Annotated in this window: 18 protein-coding genes; 13 read left to right on the top strand and 5 right to left on the bottom strand. The window is 58.8% G+C overall.

Annotated elements, in window-relative coordinates:
* Position 1: 1 nt before the first annotated feature.
* Complete coding sequence (locus GFS31_RS07120; protein ID WP_198807508.1) at positions 2 to 1378, bottom strand: amidase; 1377 nt, start codon at positions 1376 to 1378, stop codon at positions 2 to 4.
* Positions 1379 to 1461: 83 nt separating this feature from the next.
* Here GFS31_RS07120 and GFS31_RS07125 point away from each other — a divergent pair, with 83 nt between their 5' ends.
* Positions 1462 to 2412, top strand: a complete 951-nt coding sequence (locus tag GFS31_RS07125; RefSeq protein ID WP_198807509.1) for a DMT family transporter — start codon at positions 1462 to 1464, stop codon at positions 2410 to 2412.
* Between the two features lie 8 nt (positions 2413 to 2420).
* Here the strand turns inward: GFS31_RS07125 and GFS31_RS07130 are convergent, their stop codons facing one another.
* Positions 2421 to 4010, bottom strand: coding sequence for a glycoside hydrolase family 57 protein (locus tag GFS31_RS07130; protein ID WP_198807510.1), 1590 nt, complete (start codon positions 4008 to 4010; stop codon positions 2421 to 2423).
* A 482-nt stretch (positions 4011 to 4492) separates the two neighbouring features.
* Between GFS31_RS07130 and GFS31_RS07135 the strand changes: the two genes are divergently transcribed.
* The 9 genes from GFS31_RS07135 (at position 4493) to GFS31_RS07175 (ending at position 15560) form a co-directional block, all read left to right on the top strand.
* Positions 4493 to 5266, top strand: a complete 774-nt coding sequence (locus GFS31_RS07135; RefSeq protein ID WP_225907605.1) for a tetratricopeptide repeat protein — start codon at positions 4493 to 4495, stop codon at positions 5264 to 5266.
* A gap of 560 nt (positions 5267 to 5826) precedes the next feature.
* Positions 5827 to 6999 carry an RNA polymerase sigma factor RpoD gene (gene rpoD / locus GFS31_RS07140; RefSeq protein WP_198807511.1) on the top strand — a complete coding sequence of 391 codons (1173 nt, stop codon included), beginning with the start codon at positions 5827 to 5829 and terminating at the stop codon, positions 6997 to 6999.
* Positions 7000 to 7265: 266 nt separating this feature from the next.
* Complete coding sequence (lexA, locus tag GFS31_RS07145; RefSeq protein ID WP_198807512.1) at positions 7266 to 7883, top strand: transcriptional repressor LexA; 618 nt, start codon at positions 7266 to 7268, stop codon at positions 7881 to 7883.
* Between the two features lie 96 nt (positions 7884 to 7979).
* On the top strand, positions 7980 to 9791 hold the full coding sequence (locus GFS31_RS07150) for a DUF3352 domain-containing protein (protein WP_198807513.1): 1812 nt from the start codon (positions 7980 to 7982) through the stop codon (positions 9789 to 9791).
* Between the two features lie 101 nt (positions 9792 to 9892).
* Entirely contained in the window at positions 9893 to 10966 is a 1074-nt protein-coding gene (locus GFS31_RS07155) for a glycerate kinase (protein ID WP_198807514.1), read from the top strand.
* 91 nt (positions 10967 to 11057) lie between these two features.
* Positions 11058 to 11381, top strand: coding sequence for an STAS domain-containing protein (locus GFS31_RS07160; protein ID WP_198807515.1), 324 nt, complete (start codon positions 11058 to 11060; stop codon positions 11379 to 11381).
* Between the two features lie 99 nt (positions 11382 to 11480).
* Positions 11481 to 12095: a phycobiliprotein lyase gene (locus tag GFS31_RS07165; protein WP_198807516.1), complete on the top strand. Its 615-nt coding sequence runs from the start codon at positions 11481 to 11483 to the stop codon at positions 12093 to 12095.
* Positions 12096 to 12399: 304 nt separating this feature from the next.
* On the top strand, positions 12400 to 13992 hold the full coding sequence (locus tag GFS31_RS07170; RefSeq protein ID WP_225907606.1) for a TM0106 family RecB-like putative nuclease: 1593 nt from the start codon (positions 12400 to 12402) through the stop codon (positions 13990 to 13992).
* A 245-nt stretch (positions 13993 to 14237) separates the two neighbouring features.
* Positions 14238 to 15560: an FAD/NAD(P)-binding oxidoreductase gene (locus GFS31_RS07175; protein WP_198807517.1), complete on the top strand. Its 1323-nt coding sequence runs from the start codon at positions 14238 to 14240 to the stop codon at positions 15558 to 15560.
* Positions 15561 to 15635: 75 nt separating this feature from the next.
* Here the strand turns inward: GFS31_RS07175 and GFS31_RS07180 are convergent, their stop codons facing one another.
* On the bottom strand, positions 15636 to 16331 hold the full coding sequence (locus GFS31_RS07180) for an MBL fold metallo-hydrolase (RefSeq protein ID WP_198807518.1): 696 nt from the start codon (positions 16329 to 16331) through the stop codon (positions 15636 to 15638).
* Between the two features lie 346 nt (positions 16332 to 16677).
* Here GFS31_RS07180 and GFS31_RS07185 point away from each other — a divergent pair, with 346 nt between their 5' ends.
* Positions 16678 to 18147, top strand: coding sequence for a site-2 protease family protein (locus tag GFS31_RS07185; protein ID WP_198807519.1), 1470 nt, complete (start codon positions 16678 to 16680; stop codon positions 18145 to 18147).
* An 87-nt stretch (positions 18148 to 18234) separates the two neighbouring features.
* Here the strand turns inward: GFS31_RS07185 and glpK are convergent, their stop codons facing one another.
* On the bottom strand, positions 18235 to 19773 hold the full coding sequence (glpK, locus tag GFS31_RS07190; protein ID WP_198807520.1) for a glycerol kinase GlpK: 1539 nt from the start codon (positions 19771 to 19773) through the stop codon (positions 18235 to 18237).
* Between the two features lie 418 nt (positions 19774 to 20191).
* On the opposite strand from glpK, the gene GFS31_RS07195 reads away from it, so the two are divergent.
* Entirely contained in the window at positions 20192 to 21448 is a 1257-nt protein-coding gene (locus GFS31_RS07195) for an OFA family MFS transporter (protein WP_198807521.1), read from the top strand.
* A 66-nt stretch (positions 21449 to 21514) separates the two neighbouring features.
* On the opposite strand, the gene GFS31_RS07200 is transcribed toward GFS31_RS07195, so the two are convergent.
* Complete coding sequence (locus GFS31_RS07200; protein WP_198807522.1) at positions 21515 to 21763, bottom strand: Ycf34 family protein; 249 nt, start codon at positions 21761 to 21763, stop codon at positions 21515 to 21517.
* A gap of 301 nt (positions 21764 to 22064) precedes the next feature.
* Between GFS31_RS07200 and GFS31_RS07205 the strand changes: the two genes are divergently transcribed.
* The gene (locus GFS31_RS07205) at positions 22065 to 23336 is read left to right on the top strand and encodes a CCA tRNA nucleotidyltransferase (RefSeq protein ID WP_225907607.1); all 1272 of its coding nucleotides are present in this window, start codon (positions 22065 to 22067) and stop codon (positions 23334 to 23336) included.
* Positions 23337 to 23493: the final 157 nt, after the last annotated feature.

Consider the following 23493-nt stretch of genomic DNA (forward strand, 5'->3'; position numbering starts at 1 on the left):
TCTAGCGATCTCCCGCTGATAATTGATCGGGCAGGGGTGGCAACCAGTCATCCCCTAGCTGGGCGATGGCCCACTCAGCAACCCGGAGTAGCCGTCCATCTTGGCCACGTTGGCCCACGAGCTGAAGCCCCAGCGGTAGTCCCTGTTCTCCTCGCCCCAGCGGCAGGCTGAGCGCGGGCACGCCACAGATTGACCAGAGGGCGCAGAACTTAAAGGAACCAGTATTGTCTAAGCCTGCCGGAGCTATACCCGTGGTCACTGGCGTAATCAGGGCATCATAGCGGTCAAACAGCGGTGCAAGGGCAACGCTGTAGTTGACTACGGCCTGTCGGGCGGTGGCATAGGCCAACCCGCTGTAGGCGCGGCCTCGCTCGATGGTTTGGCGCAGGGTGGGGGACAGGGCATCGCGATGGCGGTCGTAGTCTGCGCCGTGGTGAGCTGCCATGCCGCAGGCCAGCAGCACGTCCAGGGTATCGAGGTAATCGTTGAAGATATTAGGCAGGGAGATTTCAGTCACACTGGCCCCCGCTGCGGCCCAGGATTCTAGACTTTGGGCGAGGGCGGTCTGAGCCTGGGGTTCCACCTCGTGCCAAAACGGAGTGGGTACAAAGGCGAAGTGGGGCAGCGGGGCGGCATTCCAGGACAAGTCTAAACCCGGTGCGCCGAGGCTGTCTGGGTCGCGTCCGTCGGGGCCAATCAGAACACGGCAGAGTAGCGTGATATCCTCCAGGGATCGCCCGAACACGCCGACATGGTCTAGATCGCGACTGACGGGCAGGGTGCCGTGGCGAGAAATCAGCCCAAAGCTGGGCTTAAACCCCAAAATGCCGCAGTAGGCCGCTGGACGCAAAATCGATCCTGCTGTCTGGCTACCCAGGGCCAGAGGCACCATGCGATCAGCCACGGCTGCCGCCGACCCGCTGGAGCTGCCCCCTGGGGTGTGACCGGGGTGGTAGGGGTTGCGGGTTTTGCCTGCGCTGGCGTGGGCATACTCGGTGGTAACGGTTTTGCCGAGAATGACCGCCCCAGCGGCGCGTAACCGCTCGACCACCGCTGCATCGTAGGGGAGGCGCTGTCCAGCGTAGATTGGGGTGCCCCAGCCCGTGGGCATATCCGTCGTGGCAAAAATATCTTTCACCGCCACGGGAATACCGTGCAGCGGGCCGAGGGGATGACCCTCGCCACGGCGCTGATCGCAAAGCCGACTTTGGTGACGAACGTATTCTGGATCCAAATACTCCCAGGCATCGACAACAGGTTCGCGCTGGACGATGCGATCTAGGCAGGCTTGGGCCAGGGCTTGGGCCGACACCTCCCCAGCGTGCAGGAGGGGGGCTAATTCACTGGCGGTCAAGGTATGGAGGGGCAAAACACCCATGGAAAGCACCCAAATTTGAGGGATGTCGTTGAATGGTATACAGGATACAAATGTATACGAAACCCAAATGGAAGGACGACTGAATGATTTCTGTGGTGCTGTTGGGGCTGGCGGCTTTGTTGGGGGCAGGCAGTAGCTTTTCGGGAGCCATCAATAGTTTTATTGGGCGAGAGATTGGGTTTATCCGGGCCACGTTTCTCTTTCTGAGTTTGGGATCGGGGCTGGCTTGGCTGCTGATGTTGCTGTTTGATGAGGCGCTTTCCCCCGCCGGGCTGGTAACGCTCTTTTCCAAGCAGCCTTACCTGGCGATCCCAGGCTTGGTCAATGGTCTGCTGATTTTGGTGATTATTCAGGCAACTGCCGCCGTGGGGACAACCATCACCACCGCCTGTCTCTTTAGTGGCCAGATGTCGATCAGTCTGTGGCTCGACCATATCGGCTTTGCGGGGTTGCGCACCATTCCCATCAATCCAGGGCGGCTGGTGGCTCTGGTGGCTCTGCTGGTGGGGGTGGTGCTCCTCAGTGGCTCCCGTCAGCGGGCCGAATCCCCAACCACAGATGTCCTAGGACTGGGGGCTACCGGATCTAAACGGCCCAATCCCTTGGCGATGGGAGGCGTGCTGGTGGTGGGTGGTTTGCTGAGTGGTGCCAACTCGCTCAATGCGGCCCTAGGGCAGGCAGCGGGGGTGTTTACGGCCACGCTGTTTTTCCTGGGGCCAGGGGTAGTCCTGTTACCGCTGTTGTCGGCGGCGTTTGTGCCCCCCACGGGGTCGGGCCTGCTCAAATCCTGGCAGCCCCTGTACCTCATGCCGGGAATTCTGAACGTCCTCTATATTGCAGGATCCGTATTTTTGGTGCCCATTCTGGGCGTGCAGACGATGACAAGCACGGTGTTCACCGCCAAAGTGTTTACGGGGCTGCTGATCGACCGCTACGGCTGGTTTGGGGTGCCCCAGTCTCCCCTGACTAGCCTGCGATTGGCGGCGGCTTTTTTGCTCAGCTTAGGGGTATTTTTGTCCTCGGTCTTCTCGTGATCGACTTCCTACAGAGGCCGATAGACCCGGTAGTTGATGTTGGGGAAGATGTTGTCGATGGCTTCCATTTTCTCCAGCCAGCCGGAGTCAATCTTGCCGCGCAGGATGTCGTCCCACAGCTTTTGGAAGCGCATCAGGTGGGTGCGGGTGCGGCGCACGGCGTAGGGCACCATCGTCCCCGTCCGCATGATGAAGGCCCAGTCGGAGGATTGCGCCAGCAGCAGTTCCCGCGCCGCCTGGTTGAGGGCACGCCATTCTAGTTCGTCTTCGGGTTCGCGCTTGGCCAGGTCAATCATGCGCTCGGCAGCTTTGTGCAGGTGGGGATAGATCCAGGCGTTGGTTTCGTTCAGCCAGTATTCGTGGAAACCCTTGAAGCCCCAGCTCGATTGGGACGGACGACAGACCTGCTGGGTGGGGTTGGCCTTGAGGTAGTCGGCCAGGTGGGTCATTTCGTAGGTGTTTTGGTCGAACCAGCTCTTGCGGAACAGGTAATCCAGGAACCAGGGGCCTTCGTACCACCAGTGGCCAAACAGTTCGGCATCGTAGGGCGACACGATAATCGGCGGGCGCTGCATCAGGCCGTGGAGGTGGCTAATCTGCTGCTCCCGGTTGTACATGAAGTTAGCGGCGTGTTCGGCAGCTTTTTCCTTGGCCCAGTAGGGGTCGTATAAGGCTTTGTCGGAAAGGCCCAGCCCCTTGCCCGTAATTTTGTGGTACTTGATGCCCACATTTTTGCGCTGGCCGTTGGGCATGATGTAGGGCTTGATGTATTCGTACTCGGCATCCCAGCCTAGGTCGCGGTAGAACTCGCGGTACTCCGGTGCGCCGGGGTAGCCCACCTGGGACGACCACACCTGCTGGGAGGATTCGTGATCCCGTCCGAAAGCCGCCACCCCGGTTTCGGTGAAGATCGGCGCATAGCTGCCAAAGCGGGGGCGAGGGCGGGCGTAGAGAATGCCGTGGCCATCGGTGAGGAAGTAACGCATTCCGGCATCGGCCACCAGGCGCTCTAGGCCTTCATAGTAGGCGCATTCCGGTAGCCAAATGCCGTTGGGGGCGCGGCCAAAGTTTTCTTCGTAGTGTTCCGCCGCCACCTGAATTTGCGCCCACACCGCTTCGGGGTACATCTTCATCAGGGGCAGATAGCCGTGGGTGGCTCCGCAGGTGATGATTTCTAGGTTGTTGGAATCTTGGTACTGCTTGAAGGCGGTGACGAGATCGCCGCTGTAGTTCTCCCAAGTGTTGCGAACGTGGTTGAACTCTTGGGCGTAGGTTTCCGCCAAATAGCGCAGGTGGCCGTTGTGGGCATGGCGCTCGACTTCCAGTTCCGCCAGTTCTTCGAGCTGGGCCAGATGGGCATCAAAGCGCTCTTGCAAGAGGGGATCCCGCAGCATCGACACCAGGGGCGGCGTCATACTCATGGTGAGCTTAAAATCCACCCCGTCCCGCTTCAGCCCATCAAACATGGTGAGCAGCGGCACATAGGTCTCGATGATGGCCTCATAGAGCCACTCTTCCTCTAGCACATAGTCACTTTCAGGGTGTCGGACGTAGGGCAGGTGGGCATGGAGAACCAGGGCGAGATATCCGATAGCCATAGGTGATTGCCGTTGCGGAGTGGACTGTGAATGCCGATGTTGTGGGCCGGGATAAACCGTTGACAAGATTCTAAAGCAAAAGTTAAGCGGTTACGGTTAGCCAGACAGCATCCTGTCGGGCATCTCGTCCAAAGCATCGCATTGCAAAGTTTTATAACGTTTTTAATGGCCCAGTTTTCCCACAGAAGCAGGACTCCAGAAAGTTCAGAGAGAACGCTCTAGGGGCAAGTTAATACACGTTCAATTTGAGTAGAGACTTGGATAGAGGGTTTGGATAGAGATGTATTTATGACTTCTATTATGCCCCGCGTTCGCCGTCAAATCCCATCAACCTTCCATATCGTCCCTTGCCTCCCAACCGCTCCACCTCCCTGGTTTGATCGGGGCTTGTCCTGGGGTGCATCATCCCTAACACTAGGGCATGGCAAGCATAGCGTTTCAGCAGAGGCCGACTTATTAACGTCACAGGATCATCGACAGTAATGCAGTCAAAACCTATGGGACGGATGCGGTTGACTTGGCTGGGGCTGCTGCTCACGGGGCTGGGGGGCTGTCAAACATTACCCACCACCGCCCTGCAAGGATCGGTCTGGACGGAGGACACTCTCACCGCCCTAGCCTATCCCGCTTTTTTGGTGGATACGGGCACCGCCGAACGCTACCGTCAGCAGGGGTTGACCTATCGATCTGGGGGCGATCTGGAGCGATCCGTAGCCACCCTTAAAATTGCCGCCGCCCTCGATCCCTACAACCCCAATAGCCACATCATCCTGGGCTGGACGCAGCACCTCTCCGGCGACCGTCCCAACGCCATCAAAACCCTGAACACCGCTTTACGGCAGGATCCTGACCAAGTGCAAGCCCTGAATGCCCTGGGGATTGTCTATTTAGTGGAAGGCCAGCTTGACCAAGCCACCGCCACCCATCACCGCGCCCTAGAGCTAAAGCCCGACAACAAAATTGCCCACTACAACCTCAGTTTGGCCTACCAGCGCCTCGGCCAGTGGGAACCCGCCATCCACCATGCCCAAAAAGCCACAGAACTGGAGCCCCAAAATCCTCACCCCTGGGTGGCCCTGGCCCTAGCCCTAGCTTCGAGGGGCGATACCGCTGCCGCCCAAGCCACCTATCGACGCACTCTTCAAATGGATGGCCGATATCGCCAACCATCCCACCTCAGATCCCTAGAGCGAGCTGGGTTTAGCCCCGATCAAATTCAGTCCGTGGCCAATTTGCAGGAGGCCGTTTTGCCCTAGCCCCTACCTTCTATCCCCCCTAGCGGAGTCTGGCTAGACGCTTGACCACGAATCCCCACCGCATCGAGAACACCAGGAGCACCCAAGGCATTTGATAAAGGCTGATGCCGTACAGGCCAGTTTGCGATTTTCCCGCTGGCCCATATATAGCCCATGGAAACCGGACTGGATACCTCCAAGGGAAGTTGTTTTGTAGTTCTAATGAACCATATTAAATTGTTTTGAAGCAATGGGAGATTTGCTAAAAAAATGAGATTTTTCAACGGTTTGGACGATTAGCCAGAGCTAGATTACCCCCGATCTGTGCAGCCCCGAAGCTTTACGGTTAAAATTAGTAAGCCGTTAACCCCTTGTTTCAATACCTTCGATAGACAAGAAGGCAGAATTGAGGCAAGGCCAGAGCCAATGGGCCTTGGTTGGCGGTCGTCTATGGAAGTTCGTCTGCCGCTAGAGTGGCTCAAGGTACGCAAGTTTTCTTCGGAGACTGGGCACCTCAGGGATAGAACTGCTAGTCTGAAAAAAACCTTTGTTTTGAATTGAAGGAGCACGAGGATCGCGGTATGACCCAAGCAAATCATCTGCTCGAAACCATCGAACCCGATAGTGATATCGAGCTATTAATCGACGATAGCGATGGTGACGAGAACTATATTGCTCAAGATGACGAGGCCGATTCTACCGCTAAGGGGGCTAAAGGTAAAACCGCCCGCCGTCGGGCTCCAGCCAAAAAACGCCACTACACCGAAGATTCTATCCGCCTCTATCTCCAGGAAATTGGCAGAATTCGCCTGCTACGAGCCGAAGAAGAAATTGAGCTTGCTCGTAAGATTGCCGATCTGCTCAAGCTAGAGCGCATCTTCGATGAACTTAATGACAACTTGGACGAGGAAGAGTTCCAGAACCTCAGCCAAGAATTGACCGCCGAAGAGTGGGAACAGTGGGCCGCCGCTGTGATGCAAGAGGAAGGGGAAACCTTTACCGTTGGAGCTTTTCGTCACCGCGTTCATGTGGGGCGTCGGGCCAAGGACAAAATGGTTCAGTCCAATCTACGGCTTGTGGTGTCCATTGCCAAAAAGTATATGAACCGTGGGCTTTCCTTCCAGGATTTAATTCAGGAAGGTAGTCTAGGTCTGATTCGTGCCGCCGAAAAATTTGACCACGAAAAGGGCTACAAGTTCTCCACCTACGCCACCTGGTGGATTCGTCAGGCTATTACCCGAGCCATTGCTGATCAATCGCGCACCATTCGCCTTCCGGTGCACCTCTACGAAACCATTTCTCGCATCAAGAAAACCACCAAGCTGCTCTCCCAAGAACTGGGCCGTAAGCCCACTGAAGAAGAGATTGCCACCCGCATGGAAATGACCATTGAAAAGCTGCGGTTTATTGCCAAATCGGCCCAGCTTCCCATTTCCCTAGAAACGCCCATTGGTAAAGAGGAAGACTCTCGCCTGGGAGACTTCATTGAATCCGATGGTGAAACCCCCGAAGACCAAGTATCCAAAAGCTTGCTGCGGGAAGACCTCGAAAGCGTACTCAGCACCCTCAGCCCCCGTGAGCGGGATGTATTGCGCCTGCGCTACGGCCTTGACGATGGCCGCATGAAAACCCTAGAGGAAATTGGCCAGATCTTTAACGTTACCCGTGAGCGCATTCGCCAAATTGAAGCTAAAGCTCTCCGCAAGTTGCGTCATCCCAACCGCAACAGCATTTTGAAGGAGTACATCCGCTAGTCTCTGGTACGTCTGGGCCTTCATGGGGTCTAGGCGCAACGAAGGTGTTGACTTTGGCTGTGATCAGGGCCGCTCCGCTTGGGGCGGCTTTTTTGCGGGGGTATGCTATCCGCATCCGATTAACGCGAACGGCGGCTAACGCGAACGGCGGTTAAACCCAGTCAACGCTCGTTCATGGATGGCCCTAAGAGATGGCCGCAACTTTTATTTTTTAATACAGTTGGACTATAGTAAATATGGCCCAACAACAGAATTTGTGATCCCCTATGGAAACGTTAACCTCCGCCCAACAAGAACTGTATGACTGGTTGGTCAACTACATTCAGGAAAATCAGCACTCTCCCTCCATTCGGCAAATGATGAGAGCGATGAACCTGAAGTCTCCAGCACCCATTCAAAGTCGCCTAGAACACCTTAGACGGAAGGGCTACATTGAGTGGAGTGAGGGCAAGGCACGAACCATTCGCGTGCGTGAAGATGTGCGAGGTGTTCCCATTTTGGGGAGTATTGCCGCGGGCTTGGTCAGCGAGGCATTTACCGATACCGTCGAGCGGTTGAATTTGAACGGACTTCCCATCCGCCACGGCGACTACGCCCTCAGGGTAACTGGGGACAGCATGATTGATGCCATGATCCAAGATGGTGACATTGCGATCATGCGGCCTGTCACCGATCCGCAGGCCGTGCGGGACGGCACCATTGTCGCCGCCATAGTTGACAATGGCAAAACAACGCTGAAGACGTTCTACCGCCATGGCAATCAAGTGCAGCTCAAGCCTGCCAACCCCAACTATCCCGTCATGGAGTTTCCCGCCGACGGCGTGGGCATTCAGGGGCGTCTGATTGCTGTGTGGCGCGGGATTGATCCAGACTTCACCATTTAACGACCGTTCACAATGGGCTCCATCGACGGAGGGTGGTGGGCCATGTTCGCCCACGTCCTGTGATTGTTGCATTTCAACACGCTCTGGCCCGCCTAGGTGCGCAAGGATGCAGGGGCACCCTACACTGGGAATGTTGTCTTTGGCCGCGTTCCCAGTCTGGGCTTGGCCTTGTCGGTGTTGTCGGTTGCGCCCATGAAGTTTCGCCCCATCACGTTTCGGACATTTATTATTCCCTTGGCCGTCGCGGCGGGGCTGGTGTTGGTGTTAGGGGTTGGCCTGCTGGGTGGGCTAGCTCTACGTACCCCTCTATATCTCCTGGATCGGGGGGGGCAGGCGGTGCCCCAGGCCGTACAGTTTGTGCCCAAGCAGTCCCCTTGGATGGCATCGGTGCTCACTCGACCTGACCGCTTAGCCCAACTGTGGGACTACTTGGCAACTCCCAAGCAACGGCCCAGCCTGCGGGCCGACCGAGATCGCCTAGAGCGGGCGGTTCTAGCGCAAACGGGGTTGACCTATGAGCGGGATCTGCGGCCCTGGCTGGGGGAGGAGATCACCGTTGCCTTGGTTTCCCCTGATCTGGATTTAGATCCCGCCAATGGGCGTAGGCCAGGGTATTTGGCGGTGTTGTCCTGTCGTGATGTGGACAAAGCCCGCGCCACCCTAGAGTTATTCTGGCAAAATCGCGCCCTAGCGGGAGAGCCCCTAACCTTTGAAGACTTGGGCGGCACCCGACTGATCTACGGTCGGTCTGCCGCCCGTTCTGGGCATGGGTTTTCGACCTTTGCCACGGCCATGGTGGCCAACCGTTTTTTGCTTGTGGCCAATGACCCGATGGTGCTGCGCCAAGCCATCGCCGCTGCCCAGTCGGTCGGGGATAATGTGGCCACCGATTGGCGATATAAGCTCGCCCTCAAGACCCTGTCTGGGCCTAGGGTGGGTCTGTTGGCGGTCAATCTACCTCAAATTCAGCAGTGGCTGCACCCTACCCCAACCACGACCCTGGCAACCTTAGAAGCCACAGAGCATCTGCCCCTGACGTGGGGCCTGATCTCCTTGGGGCTTCAGCGCCAGGGTGTGTTGGCAGAGGCTGCTTGGGTGGCGGCTTCTGGGCAACCGCTCGAACCCCATCGCGAGGCTATAGAGGATTGGTATGCCCTCGCCCGCTATTTACCTGGATCTCTGGGTCTAGAAGCGATGGGTCATGATTTAGATCGCCTGGGCGATCACCTTCTACCCTGGCTGGCCCCCTGGGTAGAGCAGGGAGTCAACGGGATCGCCCTATTGGACACGGTGGACGAGCAACTGGGGAATGGAGTGACCCACCAACTTCTGGAGACCGTTGATCAGCCCTATGCCCTGGGTTTGGGCCTCAGCCCGACGAATGGTTTACCCGACTGGCTGTTGGTGAGCCCCACCCATCCTTCGACTCAGCAGATGATCGAAACCCTCGGTAGGATGGCCCCAGACCGGGGCTTCAGCCTCGGCCAGCTTGAGATTTTAGGATTTCCCACAACGGTGTGGACGCGGCTATCCCTAAGCCAGAGCCGACCAGGGGCTTTGCAGGTGCAGACGGAGGTCGCTGGATTGACGGCCCAAGTGGGCCACCATCAAGTGTTGACGACCTCGCCAGTGCTGATGGAGCAAGCTCTAAGGGTAGAACAGCAGCAGGGCCAGCCGCCGATTTGGACCGATCAGCTGGGCCGCTTCCCTCGGTTGGGAGAAAGCTATGTTCACCTAGACTGGCCGACCGCTGCGGCCTATGTGCGCCAACAGTCGCCCCAGTTTCGGCTGTGGGAAACCGTGGCTAAGCCCGCCCTCAAGCACCTGAAAGGGGTAATTCTCACCAGCTATGGTCAAACGGATCGAGTGCGCCACGAAGGGCTTCTGATCCAATTACAGAACTCGTAGCGATGCCTACGGCTGTGGCCGCGATGACTATCCTACACTCAGGCTAGGAGCCGCTTTGATGGGGCTCCTCCAAGTAACCCCTTGTCCATCCCGTCGCTGCTATGGCCTCCTCTGACCTCATCGCTGCCCTTCTCGCTGAGGTGTTGGCGGATCCAGCGCTGTCTTCAACCCAGGCGGCGGCGCTGCGACAGTGGGAATTGGCGGATGCAGATCGGGCTCAGGCTTGGGGCATCGACCCAGACACCGTAGACGAAGCGCTGGCCGAGCGTCTGCACTGGTTGAGAACCCTGGTGCCCCACCACGCCTTGTTGGGGCTACCCCCTGCCCCTCAAGCCGTCACCCTCACCCTATATTGGCAGCTCTGGTTGCCCCTAGCGATCACGCTGAAGCAAGCCCGCGAGAGTCTACCAAGACCGCTGATTCAGGGCATCCTAGGGGGACAGGGGACGGGGAAAACAACCCTCTCCCTCATTCTCCGGCACATTTTAGAAGCCATGGGCTACCCTACCCTGGGCTTCTCCATTGATGATTTGTACAAGACCTACTCAGAACGACAGCAGATCCGTCAGGCTGATCCTCGGCTGCGATGGCGGGGGCCACCGGGCACCCATGATGTGGATCTGGGTATTCGTGTCCTCGACCATTTGCGGCAGGCCCCATCGGAGGAAGCGGTAGCCATCCCTCGCTTCGATAAGTCGCTCCACGGCGGTGAGGGGGATCGGGTGGCCCCAGACCTCGTATGCGGCGTCGAGATTGTTTTATTTGAGGGATGGTTTTTGGGCACAAGGCCCCTGGCAACGGCGGCGCTAGAAGCCCAGTTGGCCCAGCCCCCCGACCCCATTCGCACCGAAGCAGATCGCCAGTTTGCCCGTGATATGAATCGCCAACTGGCCACCTACCTACCCCTCTGGGATCGCCTGGATCGCCTGATGATCCTCTACCCCCAGGACTACCGCATCAGCAAGGTGTGGCGGCAACAGGCTGAGCAACAGATGAAAGCCCAGGGCAAATCGGGGATGGACAATGATCAGATTGACGCCTTTGTGGAGTACTTTTGGCAGGCTCTCCACCCAGACCTCTTTGTAGCCCCCCTCAAGCAAGATCGGCAGCACGCCCAGCTTGTGGTAGAAATTAACCAAGATCGCACGCCGAGGGCGATATACACCCCGCCATAAGTCGGTATTATCGAGACGTTAGGCCACAGAATCCCTGGCCTAGCTTTCGGTTGAGCGAACGTTTTATCAATTGCTATAAGGAACCCGACGGATGAGCGTGAAGCTGGAAGTGATTACCCCTGAGGGCATTTTAGATGGCACCAAGGCAGAAGAGTTTCGGCAGACGGTTGATGAGATGCTGGTGGCCGGAGCCGAAGTTATTCTAATTGACCTCAAGGAGATTACTTTCATTGACAGTTCTGGGTTGGGTACCCTCGTCGTCATTTTGAAAAAGGTGCGGGGCATGAGTCGCAAACTCTGCATTTGCTCGATTAATGATCAGGTGCGAATGCTGTTTGAGTTGACCAGCATGGATCGTGTGTTCGATGTCTACGAAAACCGAGCGGCCTTTGAAAGTGCCATGGCTAACGCTTAGGCAAGGGCCGCAGGTACTCCCGCGAAAACCAATAATCGCGTATGATCACCCATATGATCCAAGCTCTCCTGTCATTGTCTTATCGCAATCCCTAGCTCCATGGATGTAATGGATTTCTTCCGCCTCAGCGCGGGCCAGTGGAACTCTCAACGCACCACCCACCACCTGCCCTTTCGACGGGCCGAACTGGGGGGATCGGTAATTTCTGTTCAGGCTCTTGAGGCCACCGATTCCGGCGTGGTAGACATTTGCCAGCTCCACAACGTCGATCCGTCGTTGGCGGTTGGCGGGGCGCTCGTCACCTGGCAAGGCTCCATGGCCTGGGATAAAGAAGACGAAAACCACGAAGGGCGCACCGTCTTTGCCCTGGTACCCGATGCGGATAATCCCCAGGTAGGGCAACTCCTGCGCGAGCGGGGCTACGCCGAAATTGTGCCCGTCATTGGTCGCTACGAAATTGACGCGGAGGGGGGGCTGTTACTCACCACCGAATACGAAACCATGAGCTCCGTCGAGCGGTTTTGGTTTGCCAACCCCAACCTACGCCTGCGCACCAGCGTAGTAAAACGGTTTGGCGGCTTCAGCACTGCCTCCTTTTGTGCAGAATCGCGCCTGCTGAATGGATCCGAAGCCACCGCTGTCGAGGCTTCTGCTCCTTCGCTAGATCCGGATCTGATATCCTCCAGTGCGGCTTTCTCGGCCTTTGGTTGGTAGTTTTGGGCCTAGTTGAGGAGCGTGGGGAACGGCTCCCAGGTGGTCTGGGTCTGGCCAGAACAAAGGACAAGCTTGGGGGCAGCGGCTTGACGTAGGGTTGCTTGAATAAATTCAAGGGTATACCATGCTTACTAAGCGGTACTCATCGGTTCAATGGGCTTCCCCGTCACTAATTGCGGCTACGATGTTTGTCCCCAGGCGCAGCCGAAAGCGCCCTGGGGTCTGAACTACTGCCCTCGCCGCCCCTTTGGTTGGGCCACACTCCAGCCAATGCTGTCCTGTCATCCTAGCTCCATCTCGAACCTTGTCTGCTAGTGCCCCTCTGCCGCCGCGTACCCATGCTGGGGGGTGTTCCGAAAGCCCCCTGAGGTTTCCGCTGGAGGCAGATTCTTCCCCGTCCTACATTCGCTGGTTTACAGACGATCTCCTCTTTCATTACCAGCGCTGCCATCGGCGGGCTTTTTTAGACATCTACGGAGATCCGAACTGGCAGGATCCGCCCTCCGATTATTTTCTCAAGCTGCGTCAGGACAGTGCTGATCATCGCTCGGCGGTGCTGCAAACCTTCGAGCCCCTACACCGACCCCAGTTTGCATCGGGGGATTGGGCAGCGGGGGCCAAAGCCACCCTTGCTCTGATGGCCCAGGGAGTAGAGGCCATTCACCAGGGGGTGCTGGTAATGCCTGCTCCGGTGGAGGGGGTGCAGTTGGTGAGCCAGCCGGATCTCCTGGTGAAGCAGCCCGGTTGGTCTTGCTGGGGCGACTGGGTCTATGCCCCCATTGACATCAAGCTGGGTAAAAAGCCAAAGCTGGACTACCAGGTGGTCGCCGCCTACCACGCCTACGTGCTATCGCGGGTGCAGGGGGTGTGGCCCGCCCAAAGCTATTTGGCCCTGCGCGGGGGCCAGCTTTACCCCATCGAGTTAGGGCGGCTGGTGGTCAAGCTCCAGGATACCCTCAACCATAGCCTGCAAGACCTGCGGGCTCCCCAGCCGCCGGAGTTATTCATTTCCCACAGCCGCTGCGACCTCTGCCAATGGTTTAGCCACTGCTATGGCGAAGCCAAGGCCCAGCGCCATCTCTCCCTGCTGCCGGGGGTAACGCCTGCTCGCTACGATTTCTTGCGCCAGCACCACATCACCACTGTGGCGGCCCTGGCCCAAACCTCGCCCCAGCACCTTGCCCCTCTCCCGGGCTTTGGGGATACGGTGGCCGAAAAGCTGGTGCACCAAGCCCAGGCCATGATGGACAACCGCGCCATCCCCCGCACCAGCCCCCAGGCTCCCCACGGCTTTCCCCTGTGGCCAGAGGATTTGCCAGAGGGTGAATTTGAGCTGTTTTTTGACATCGAGGCGGCCCCCGACCAAAACTTGATTTACCTCCACGGGGTGCTGGTGGTGAACCGCATCACCGGAGAAGAAACCTTCCATGCCCTGCTGGCCGAAAGCCACACCCAAGAGCGGCAGGCTTGGCGAGATTTCCTTGATTTGGTTCATGCCTACCCCGATGCCCCGGTCTACCACTTCTGCCCCTACGAAGCCCAGACCGTTCGTAAATTAGGGCAAGCCTATGGCACTCCCTATCGCCACATTGAGACTTTGCTCAGTCGCTTTTTTGACGTTCACAAGTGTGTGACGGATGGGGTGACGCTGCCCATCGAAAGCTATGCTCTAAAGCACATTGCCCGCTGGATGGGCTTTGACTGGCGCGATGAAGGGGCGAACGGAGCCCAGTCGATCTGCTGGTATAACTCCTGGGCAGAAACCGGGGATCCGACCTACCTTGAAGCCATCCTGCGCTACAACGAAGACGACTGCCGCGCCACTTACCATGTTAAGGACTGGCTTGTAAAGTTTGCAGAGCCCTACTGGGAACGCCTCTACGCTACCCACAGATAGCGCTGGGCCTATTGCGCTTCTGGGCTGATGTTGCCCTAGCTTGGCCCACAAGCCAAGGTGGTCTGGCCCTATCCCAGGCTCATCCTCAGTCCGATGGGCCGTCATACCTAAAATCTGACGTCCTAAGCTTAAGGTTTTCTTTCGTCCTCACCGCTTGGATTGGATCCAGGCAGCTTTTTATAATTAACTCTAATCTTGCAGATTAGTCATACTAATCTGTTTATTTTCCTATCTTGCAGGTTTCCATGACAACCTCCTCCAACCTGGTTTCCAGTCTCGCAGCGAACCTAGACTCCGACGGCCCACGTCAAACCCTACGCCACCACATTGTGGTCATCGGCGGTGGAGCGGCGGGGATTACGGTGACGGCCCAACTGCTCCAACATAACCCCGACCTAGACATTGCCATTATCGAACCCTCGGCGCAGCACCACTATCAACCGGGCTGGACGCTGGTGGGCGGCGGGGTCTTTCGCCTGGAGGACACCACCCGCGATGAGCAGACTCTCATTCCTAAGGGCAGCACCTGGATTCAGGATGCGGTGGTCAAGCTCGACCCAGATCACAACACGGTGCTGACCCAGGATGGCCAACACATTCAGTATGAGTTTCTGGTAGTCTGTCCCGGCATTCAGATCGACTGGCACAAGGTCAAGGGGCTCCCAGAAGCCCTGGGCAAGAATGGCGTTACCAGCAACTACCGTCGCGATCTCACCCTTTATACTCGCCAATTGATTCAGGAGGAGTTCACCGGGGGGACGGCTGTTTTTACCTATCCCAACACGCCGATTAAATGCGGCGGGGCACCCCAAAAGATTATGTACATGGCCGATGATGCCTTCAAACAACGCAGCGGCGTTGGGGTGAATAGCCGGGTGCTGTTTTGTACAGCGGGGGGATCTATGTTTGGGGTTAAGGCTTACTCCGATTCCTTAGATAAAGTGGTGGCCCGACGCGGTATCGAGCCCCACTTTCACCATAATTTGGTAGAAATTCGGGCCGACGCCAAGGAAGCGGTCTTTGAGGTCACGCAGGGGGGCGAAACGGTGCAGCGGGTGATTCCCTACGCCATGATCCATGTGGTGCCGCCCATGAGCGCCCCCGACTTCATCAAAAATAGCCCCCTGGCGGTGCCCAACAATCCGGGCGGATGGGTGGATGTGGACAAAGACACCCTGCGCCACCATCGCTACCCCAACGTCTTCTCCCTGGGCGATGCCTCGTCTCTGCCCACCTCCAAAACGGCGGCGGCGGTTCGAGGTGAGGCCCCTGTCCTCGTGGCTAACCTGTTGGCGGCTATCCAGCAGCAACCGCCTCAACAAACCTACGACGGCTATACCTGCTGCCCGCTGATTACGGGATATAACAGCACTATCATGGCCGAGTTTGACTACCAAAACCGTCCCCGGTCTAGTTTTTTGATCAACCCCACCAAGGAACGCTGGAGTATGTGGCTGGTGAAAAAACACCTGCTGCCCCGGCTGTATTGGGAACGGATGCTGAAGGGGAAACCCTTTGAAGGAGAACGGCTGAAGCCTCTCCAGGGCGTGATCGGCTACAAGGGTTAATCGGTGGTACAATCCCACTGCCTTTGCCCTAGATCTGGGGTGAAGGCTGACTCTGATTAGTCGCCCGCACAGGGGCTAGAGGAGGGCGGGGGCGGCGCGGAGGGCGTCTAAATCGAGGGCCTGGAGTTGGGCGTAGGCGTTGTCGATGGTGCGCTGGCCACGCAAAAATCCGGTGTTGGCGGCGGGGCAGAGGTGGGCCAGGGTCTCTGGGCTGAAGCGGGTGCGGAGGGCCTCGACTTGGCAGAGATGGCGGGGCCAGTGGAAGGTTTTGGAAAAGCGCAGGGGTTCAGGGTGGCCTTGGCGGTTGGGCAGCAGGTGGCGGCCACTAAACAGCACGCCGCCGTAGCACCCATAGTAAACACAGGCAGAACCGGGGGAATAGCCGGGGGTCCAAAGGACTTCTAGGTGAGGGGTCAGACTCAGGCTACGGTGAAACGTGGTTTTGGGCGTATCGGGCAACAGATAGGCTTCCTGTTCTTGAATCACCACCTCGCAGCCCAGGTGCTTTTGCAGGGCGGCAGCCTTGCCCAGGGCGGTACGATGGGTGATCGCCAGCCACCGCACTCCTCCCTGCTCCGCCAGAAATTGCCGGGTGGTTTCATCCCAGGGGGGTGTATCCACCAGCAGATTTTGTGCCCGCCCCTGGGAGTCCTTCTCTACAATGAAGTAAGCGGTTCCCCCCAGGGTGTCCCGATTGGGTGCAAAGGCGTAGATGCTTTCAAACACGGAACGCGGCGGCTTGGAGACTGGGGACGAGGGGGAGAAAACCATAGGACGCGATAGGATTTGACTCGGCGGCAAACGTTGGGGACGGCGCAGACGGTGGGTTGTTGGGTAGGATGCTGATCTTAGCGGTTGGTGTACCCCTTTCCCCAATCCTACCTTGGTCTCGACCGCTACCGATCCGTTATTGATGCTGTCCCTGTCCTCCTTGGCCTGAATCGCTGCCGCTGCGGGTACCGGATCAGTCATGCCCCCATGCCCCATCCCAAAAACGCCCGTCACCGGAGGTCTTGATACCAGATCGTCACTCGATTGTGGGTGTCCTCAGCCCCCCTGGGCGGTATAGATTGTCCCCCTGCCTCGGTTGCCCCTGCTGTTCATGGTTTGGTTGTCCATGCTTGTGTTTTGGATTCTGTTGCTACTGCTTGGTCTGTTTACCTTCTCCTCGGTTCAGCAAAGCGTGGGGACGATCACCCGCACCCCCGTGTGGCTGCTGTGGCTGGTGATGATGATGCCAGCGCTGGTGTTGGCGGGCTGGGCCATTACCCAAGGGCCAGAGAAGCCGCTGCCGATAGGTATCCTGCTGGGCCTGTTTGTGCTGTGCCCGTTGCTCTATTGGGGGCTGGTGCAGTGGGGTCGTAAGCCAACAATGGATCCCTCTGCCCCCGCTGAGGCGGCCCTGCCCAAGGTTGCTCCGCCTTCTGCCAAGCCCCCCCTGCGCCCCATCGACAAGGAGGAAGAAACCGCCCTACAGGGCTGCTTCCCTTGGTCGGTTTACTACTTGCAAACCATTGAATACCTGCCCCAGGCCATGATCTGCCGGGGGCAACTCCGCACATCGCCCACCGAAGCCTACGACACCGTGCGGGAGAACGTGCGGCGGCAGTTTGGCGACCGCTTCCTGGTGATTTTTCAGGAGGGAATGCAGGGTAAGCCTGTTTTTGCCCTGGTGCCCAATCCCCAGGCTCAGACCCAGGCACGCGCTAAGGCCCTGACCCGCCCAGGATTGGCCCTGGGGCTGCTGGGGGTGACGCTGATGACCACCACCATGGCTGGAGCCCGGTTGATGGGCCTTACGGAGGCCCAACGGCAAGCGGATCCTAGTTTGCTCTGGCAGGGATTGCCCTACGCCTTGGCCCTCCTGGCGATTTTGGGTTGCCACGAGATGGGCCACTACCTAACCGCCCGCCGCTACCGCATGGAGGCCACCCTGCCCTACTTCATCCCCATCCCCTTCTTTCTGGGCACCTTTGGAGCGTTTATCCAGCTCCGATCTCCGGTGCCCCATCGGCGAGCCCTGTTTGATGTGGGCATTGCTGGCCCCCTGGCTGGGCTGGTGGTTACGGTGCCGCTGCTGCTGTGGGGCTTGGCCCAGTCTACTGTGGTGCCCATGCCCGACAGTGGATCCAGTCTGCTCAGCTTTGAGGCCATCAACCCCACGGCCTCGGTGCTGCTAGCCCTGATGATTAAGCTGACCCTGGGGGGGCAGGTGGGCTTAGAACAGGCGGTGCACCTCCATCCTGTCGCCATAGCGGGCTGCTTGGGCCTGGTGGTCACGGCCCTCAACCTCATGCCCGTGGGGCAGCTCGACGGAGGGCACATCGTCCATGCCATGTATGGTCAGCGCACCGGAGCCCTGATTGGCCAAGTGGCGCGGTTCCTGGTGTTGGCCCTGGCCTTTGTCCACCCAGAATTGCTGGTGTGGGCCATTCTGCTGTTTCTCATTCCCGCCGTGGATCAGCCCGCCCTCAACGACATCAGCGAACTTGACAGCCGCCGCGACCTGCTGGGGTTGGTGGCCCTCGCCCTGCTGGTGCTGATTGTGCTGCCCCTGCCTGGCCCCTTGGCCCGCCTGTTGTTCTAGCGTGACGGGGCCAAGGGGAGCGTTCTTCCTGGGGGCGTTCTCCTCGGCGGAGGCCCTCCCGGGGCAGGGGCTCAGGGAGCGTCGGGGCTACGCTTCGGCCCAACCCTTGGCCCGATCTACGGCGCGTTGCCATTGGTGGAAGGCGTCTTGGGCCTGGTCTTGGTGAGGGCCTGGTTCAAAGATGCGGTCGATGGGGCGGCGGCGGACGAGGGTGTGGTAGTCGTCCCAAAAGCCGACGGCAAGGCCAGCGGCAAAGGCGGCTCCTTGGGCGGTCACATCGAGCACCTGGGGCCGCTCGACGGGGATGCCTAGCACATCGGCCTGGAGCTGCATCAAAAAGTCATTGTTGCAGGCTCCACCATCCACCTTGAGCTGGTGAATGGGCGTGCCCGAATCCTGGTTGACGGCATCCACCACTTCCTTCACCTCGTAGGCAATGGCCTCCAGCACAGCCCGCACCAAATGTTCTCGCTTGACCCCGCCCGTGAGGCCTAGGAACGCGCCGCGAGCACTCATGTCCCAATGGGGGGCACCAAGGCCGCTGAGGGCCGGGACAAAGTAGACGCCGCCATTGTCGGACACCCCCTGGGCCAAAATCTCCGTTTCCGCTGCGCTAGAAATCACCTGAATGCCGTCTCGTAGCCACTGGATGCAGGCTCCGGCGGTGAACATACTGCCTTCGATGGCATAGCCAAGCTGGGGCGCGGGGGCGCGGGTGGCCCCTGGAGCCTGGGGACTGGCCGCCTGGGACCAAGCAACGGTGGACAACAGTTGATGCTGGGATCGCACGACGTCATCTCCGGTGTGGGCGACGAGGAAAGCCCCGGTGCCGTAGGTGCATTTCAGCAGGCCCGGTCGGTCGCAGCCATGGCCGTAGAGGGCCGCCTGTTGATCGCCAAACACCGCCGCGATGGGGATCTCCACCCCCAGCAGGGCCGGATCGGTGTAGCCAAACAGGCCAACGCTAGGGCCAAGGCGTGGCATTAGATGGGGGGGAATGCCAAAGAGATCCAGCAGGGTATCATCCCATTGGCCCGTGGTGATGTTGAGCAGCATCGTCCGGCTGGCGTTGCTGTGGTCGGTGGCGTGGACTTTCCGCCCCGTCAGGTTCCACAGCACCCAACTGTCTACGGTGCCCGCCAACACCTGGTCAAAATCCACCGGAGGATCGGTTTCCTTCTGGGTCTGATCGAGCAGCCAAGCCAATTTGGTGGCCGAAAAGTAGGCATCTAGCACCAAGCCCGTGCGTTCGTAGATCTCCGCCGCTTTCCCCGCCGCCCGTAGAGCATTGCACTGGGGTGCGGTGCGGCGATCTTGCCACACAATGGCGTTCGATAGGGGCCGTCCGGTGGCGCTATCCCATAGCAGGCAGGTTTCTCGCTGCACCGTCAGACCAATGGCGGCGATGTCCTTGGGGGTCAGCTCGGCTTTAGAAATGGCCGATCCCATGGCCCAGTCAATTTGATCCCAAATTTCCCGAGCATTGTGCTCCACCCAGCCCGGTTGAGGATAGTACTGGGTCAATTCTCGATAGGCTTGCCCCACAATGGTGCCCTCCCGGTCGAAAATAATCGCCCGGTTGCCTGTGGTGCCCAAATCTAGGGCCATGATGTAGTTCGCGGTCATGGTTTCAGTATGCTTTAGCGGTTTTTAGGGGATATGGTGAGGCCACTGTAACAAACCGCCTCTCCTTGCACCCCTGCCCTAGGTGAGAACCGCCCGGTTCCCTAGCTTGTTCCGGCAGTGCCGACCATCCCAGCGACGATGCCCTCTCCTTAATCTGGGCCGTGCCAACTGTGGATGCATCACCATTTCCTTACATCCCCACCGAAGTTTAAGGTCTCCCTAAGTATTTATTCCCGCCTGCCGGGGCACAATAAAGATGACCTGACAGCCCCCAGGCAGGTTGTGCCGCCAGCCAAACCATTCCCATAGCTCAGTCCATCCCCCCAAGAGTTGCCCCCTAACTCCCGACTGCTGCCCCCCAACCCCCAATTCCTGCCCCCTCAAATCCTAACCTTGCCATTGCCGAGGACATTTCACTATGGACATCACCTACCCCCCTGCGGAGCCAACAGTGTTTGGCCTGCCTGCCCAGCAAGGCCGCTGGTTGCTGATTCCCCTTGGCATTGCCGTGCTGCTGTGCCTGGGGACAGTCTATTCCTGGAGCGTCTTTCGTCGGCCCCTGGAGGCGGAAATGGGGATTAGCGCCACCGCCAGCCTGCTGCCCTTTACCCTGGTGCTGGTGTGCAATGCCGTGATGATGCCGATTACCGGGTTTTATATGTGCCGCTTGGGAACCCGGCGGGTGGCGGCGGTGGGCGGGGCCATTGTGGGTCTGGGCTATCTGCTGGCCAGCTTGGCCACCCACATCGAAACCCTCACCCTGGCCTATGGGGTGGTGGTGGGCATTGGGGTCGGCATCACCTACGGCGTACCAATGGCGGTGGTGGCCCGCTGGTTCCCAGACCGCAAGGGCTTGGCGGTGGGGCTGACGATTATTGGCTTTGGCCTGTCGCCCCTGGTGACAGCTCCCCTGGCCAATACCCTAATTGCCGACCTGGGTGTGCGGCCCACCCTGCGGATTATGGGCATCACCTTTGGCCTGATCATCCTGGCCATCTCCCTCACCCTCAAACTGCCCCCCCAAGACTGGCACCCCTACGACGGCACCATTCCCCATTCCAACGAAGCCGCCCACCACGGCTACCCGCCCCACATGATGAAAAGCCGTTCCTTCTACGGCCTGTGGATTTGCTACACCATCGGCACCCTGGTGGGCCTCACCGCCATTGGTATCTCCAGTCCGGTGGGGCAGGAAATCATCAACATTAACCCCAGTTTGGCGGCGAGTAGTGTGGCCCTGTTTGCCCTATTTAACGGCATCAGTCGGCCCCTGTTTGGCTGGCTCAGCGACCGCTTCCGTCCCCACCAGGTCGCCATCGCCTCCTATGGCCTGATTTTGCTGGCCTGTGTGCTGATGGTGAACGCCCAATCGGGACAGGTGGCCCTGTATTTGGTGGCCTTTTGCCTGTTTTGGTTCTGCCTGGGCGGCTGGCTGGCCATTGCCCCCACCACCACCCTGCGCCTGTTCAACCCCGACCACTACGCCCAAAACTACGGCATCGTCTTCACCGCCTACGGGGTGGGTGCCCTGGTCGGCACCCTCAGCGCCGGACAAATTCGCGACTGGTTCGGCAGCTATACCTACGCCTTTTACCCCATGGCGGTGCTGGCCATCATCGGCATTGTCGTCGCCGCCACTCTGCTAAAGCCCGATCATCCCCACCCCCACGCTTAGCTCATGGACGAAGCCAAGGCTGCACTGCTGCTGAACCGGGAGGGGGCTGGCTCTAAAGTTCCTCATCTAAGTCGGCACCAGTTCTCCAGGGCGTAGCTTAGCCCATTTGCCCGTCTCTTCCTGGAAGCTTTCGCAACCGACCACGTCCCATTCCATTTCAATGTCTTCGCCCCGTTGGCGAATGTTGACATTGATGCTGGGTTCCACGGGTTCAAAGCTGGGAACCTCTGTGAGGTGAGGCTGTTGATGTTGGCCTTCCACTGCGTGGTAGGTGGTGCAGCGGTCAACATAGTGGCAGTTTACGCAAATGCACATATCGCTAAGCCCATCCACCGAAGGGGGTCTGTTTTTTGATATTCTACTCAAGCTTTGGGAAAGCCCTGGGCAAGGCGGGTTAATATTGCAAAATGTAAACATCGCGGCTACGGTTCTCATCCCGCTGCGGTTCACTCCTTTTTCCAGGCATTTTCCCCAGGCATTGATCCGGCGGTGATCCGGGTGGAGAGGGGGCACGGTTAAGATGGCCCGTGGTGGGCGGTCAGGAACCCCAAAAAATTGTTGTCATGAAAGAATAGAGGCTTCCTTGAGTCTGACGCTAACTTCGCTATCCCTGGCCGTGGCTACCCAGCAATCCGCCCTTTCTCCCCAAACCTGGCCCTTTAGCGTGGCGCTGTTGCCCCCCCAGGCTTACTTGGTGGGGGGTAGCGTGCGTGATGCGCTGCTGGGTCGTCAGGCAGATTACCTGGATTTAGACTTTGTGCTGCCGGAACGAGCCATCCAAACAGCGGCAGACATTGCCCACCACTACAAGGCGGGCTTTGTGGTGCTCGATGCGGAGCACCAAATTGCGCGGGTGGTGTTTCCCAATGCCACGGTAGATTTTGCCCAGCAGATTGGCCCCAGCATCACCGTAGATTTGCAGCGGCGCGACTTTACCATCAACGCCATCGCCTACAACCCCCATAGCGAAACCCTGGTGGATCCCCTCGATGGCTATGCCGATCTGCAACGAAAAGTGCTCTGCATGGTCTCCGCCGAGAACCTGGCAGAGGATCCCCTGCGGCTGCTGCGGGCCTATCGCCAAGCGGCCCAACTGGGTTTTAGCCTCGATCCTGACACCCAAGCTACCCTGCGCCAACTGGCTCCCCTGCTGAAGGCCATGGCCGCTGAACGGGTGCGGGGAGAGTTGGATTGCTTGCTCAGCTTGCCCCAGGGGTCTGCGCTTTTGCGGGAGGCATGGCAGGACGGCATCTTGCAAACCTGGTTGCCCACGGTGGGCGACGAGGATCTACGGCAACTGGCGGTACTCGACCGGACGGCGGCGCAAATCCATGAGCGCTGGCCCACCTTCTCCGACCTGCTCCAAAGCTGGGTGAAGGAAGCTACCGCCCCCGGCCTCCATCGCAGTTGGCTCAAGGCCGCTAAGCTCAGCCAACTGCTGATGTCTGCTGCCGCCCAGGCCGAAACCCTCCTCATGGGGCTGAAGTATAGCCGCGTAGAGCAGCAGGCCGTGTTGAGCATTCTCAAGGGTTGGGCCATCCTCAGCCCCTTGGCTCAGCAGCCTGCCATCTCCATTCCCCAGCAGTATCACCTATTCAAGGCCACGGGGGCGGGGTTGGGCGGTTTGGCCCTGCTGGCCCTGGCCCATGGGATGGCGGAGACCGTCGTGATAGCCCTGGTAGAACGCTACCTCAATCCCCAGGATCCGGTGGCCCATCCCCGTCCGCTCATTTCCGGGCGAGACCTAATTCAGGGGCTTGGCCTTCCCCCTGGCCCCCAAATTGGCGAACTGCTAGAGGCCATCCAACTGGCCCAGGCGGAGGGCTTTGTTACCCAGCGCCCGGAGGCCCTAGCCTGGGTCAAGCAACGTCTAGATACAGGCTTGTAGGCACCGTGCTCCCCAGGGAAGGGCTACCCCCTAGTGCTGGCCCTCCTCCCCTAGGTCACGCGGCCTAGCTCTTGGGCGCAGGCTAGCCGCGCCGCCCCTGGGCAGACCGAGAGATTTCTGGGGGCTTGCCTAGATGTGCTAAAGTAAACCTCTGGTC

It is taken from the genome of Leptolyngbya sp. BL0902 (genome assembly GCF_016403105.1).
Lineage (GTDB): Bacteria > Cyanobacteriota > Cyanobacteriia > Phormidesmidales > Phormidesmidaceae > Nodosilinea.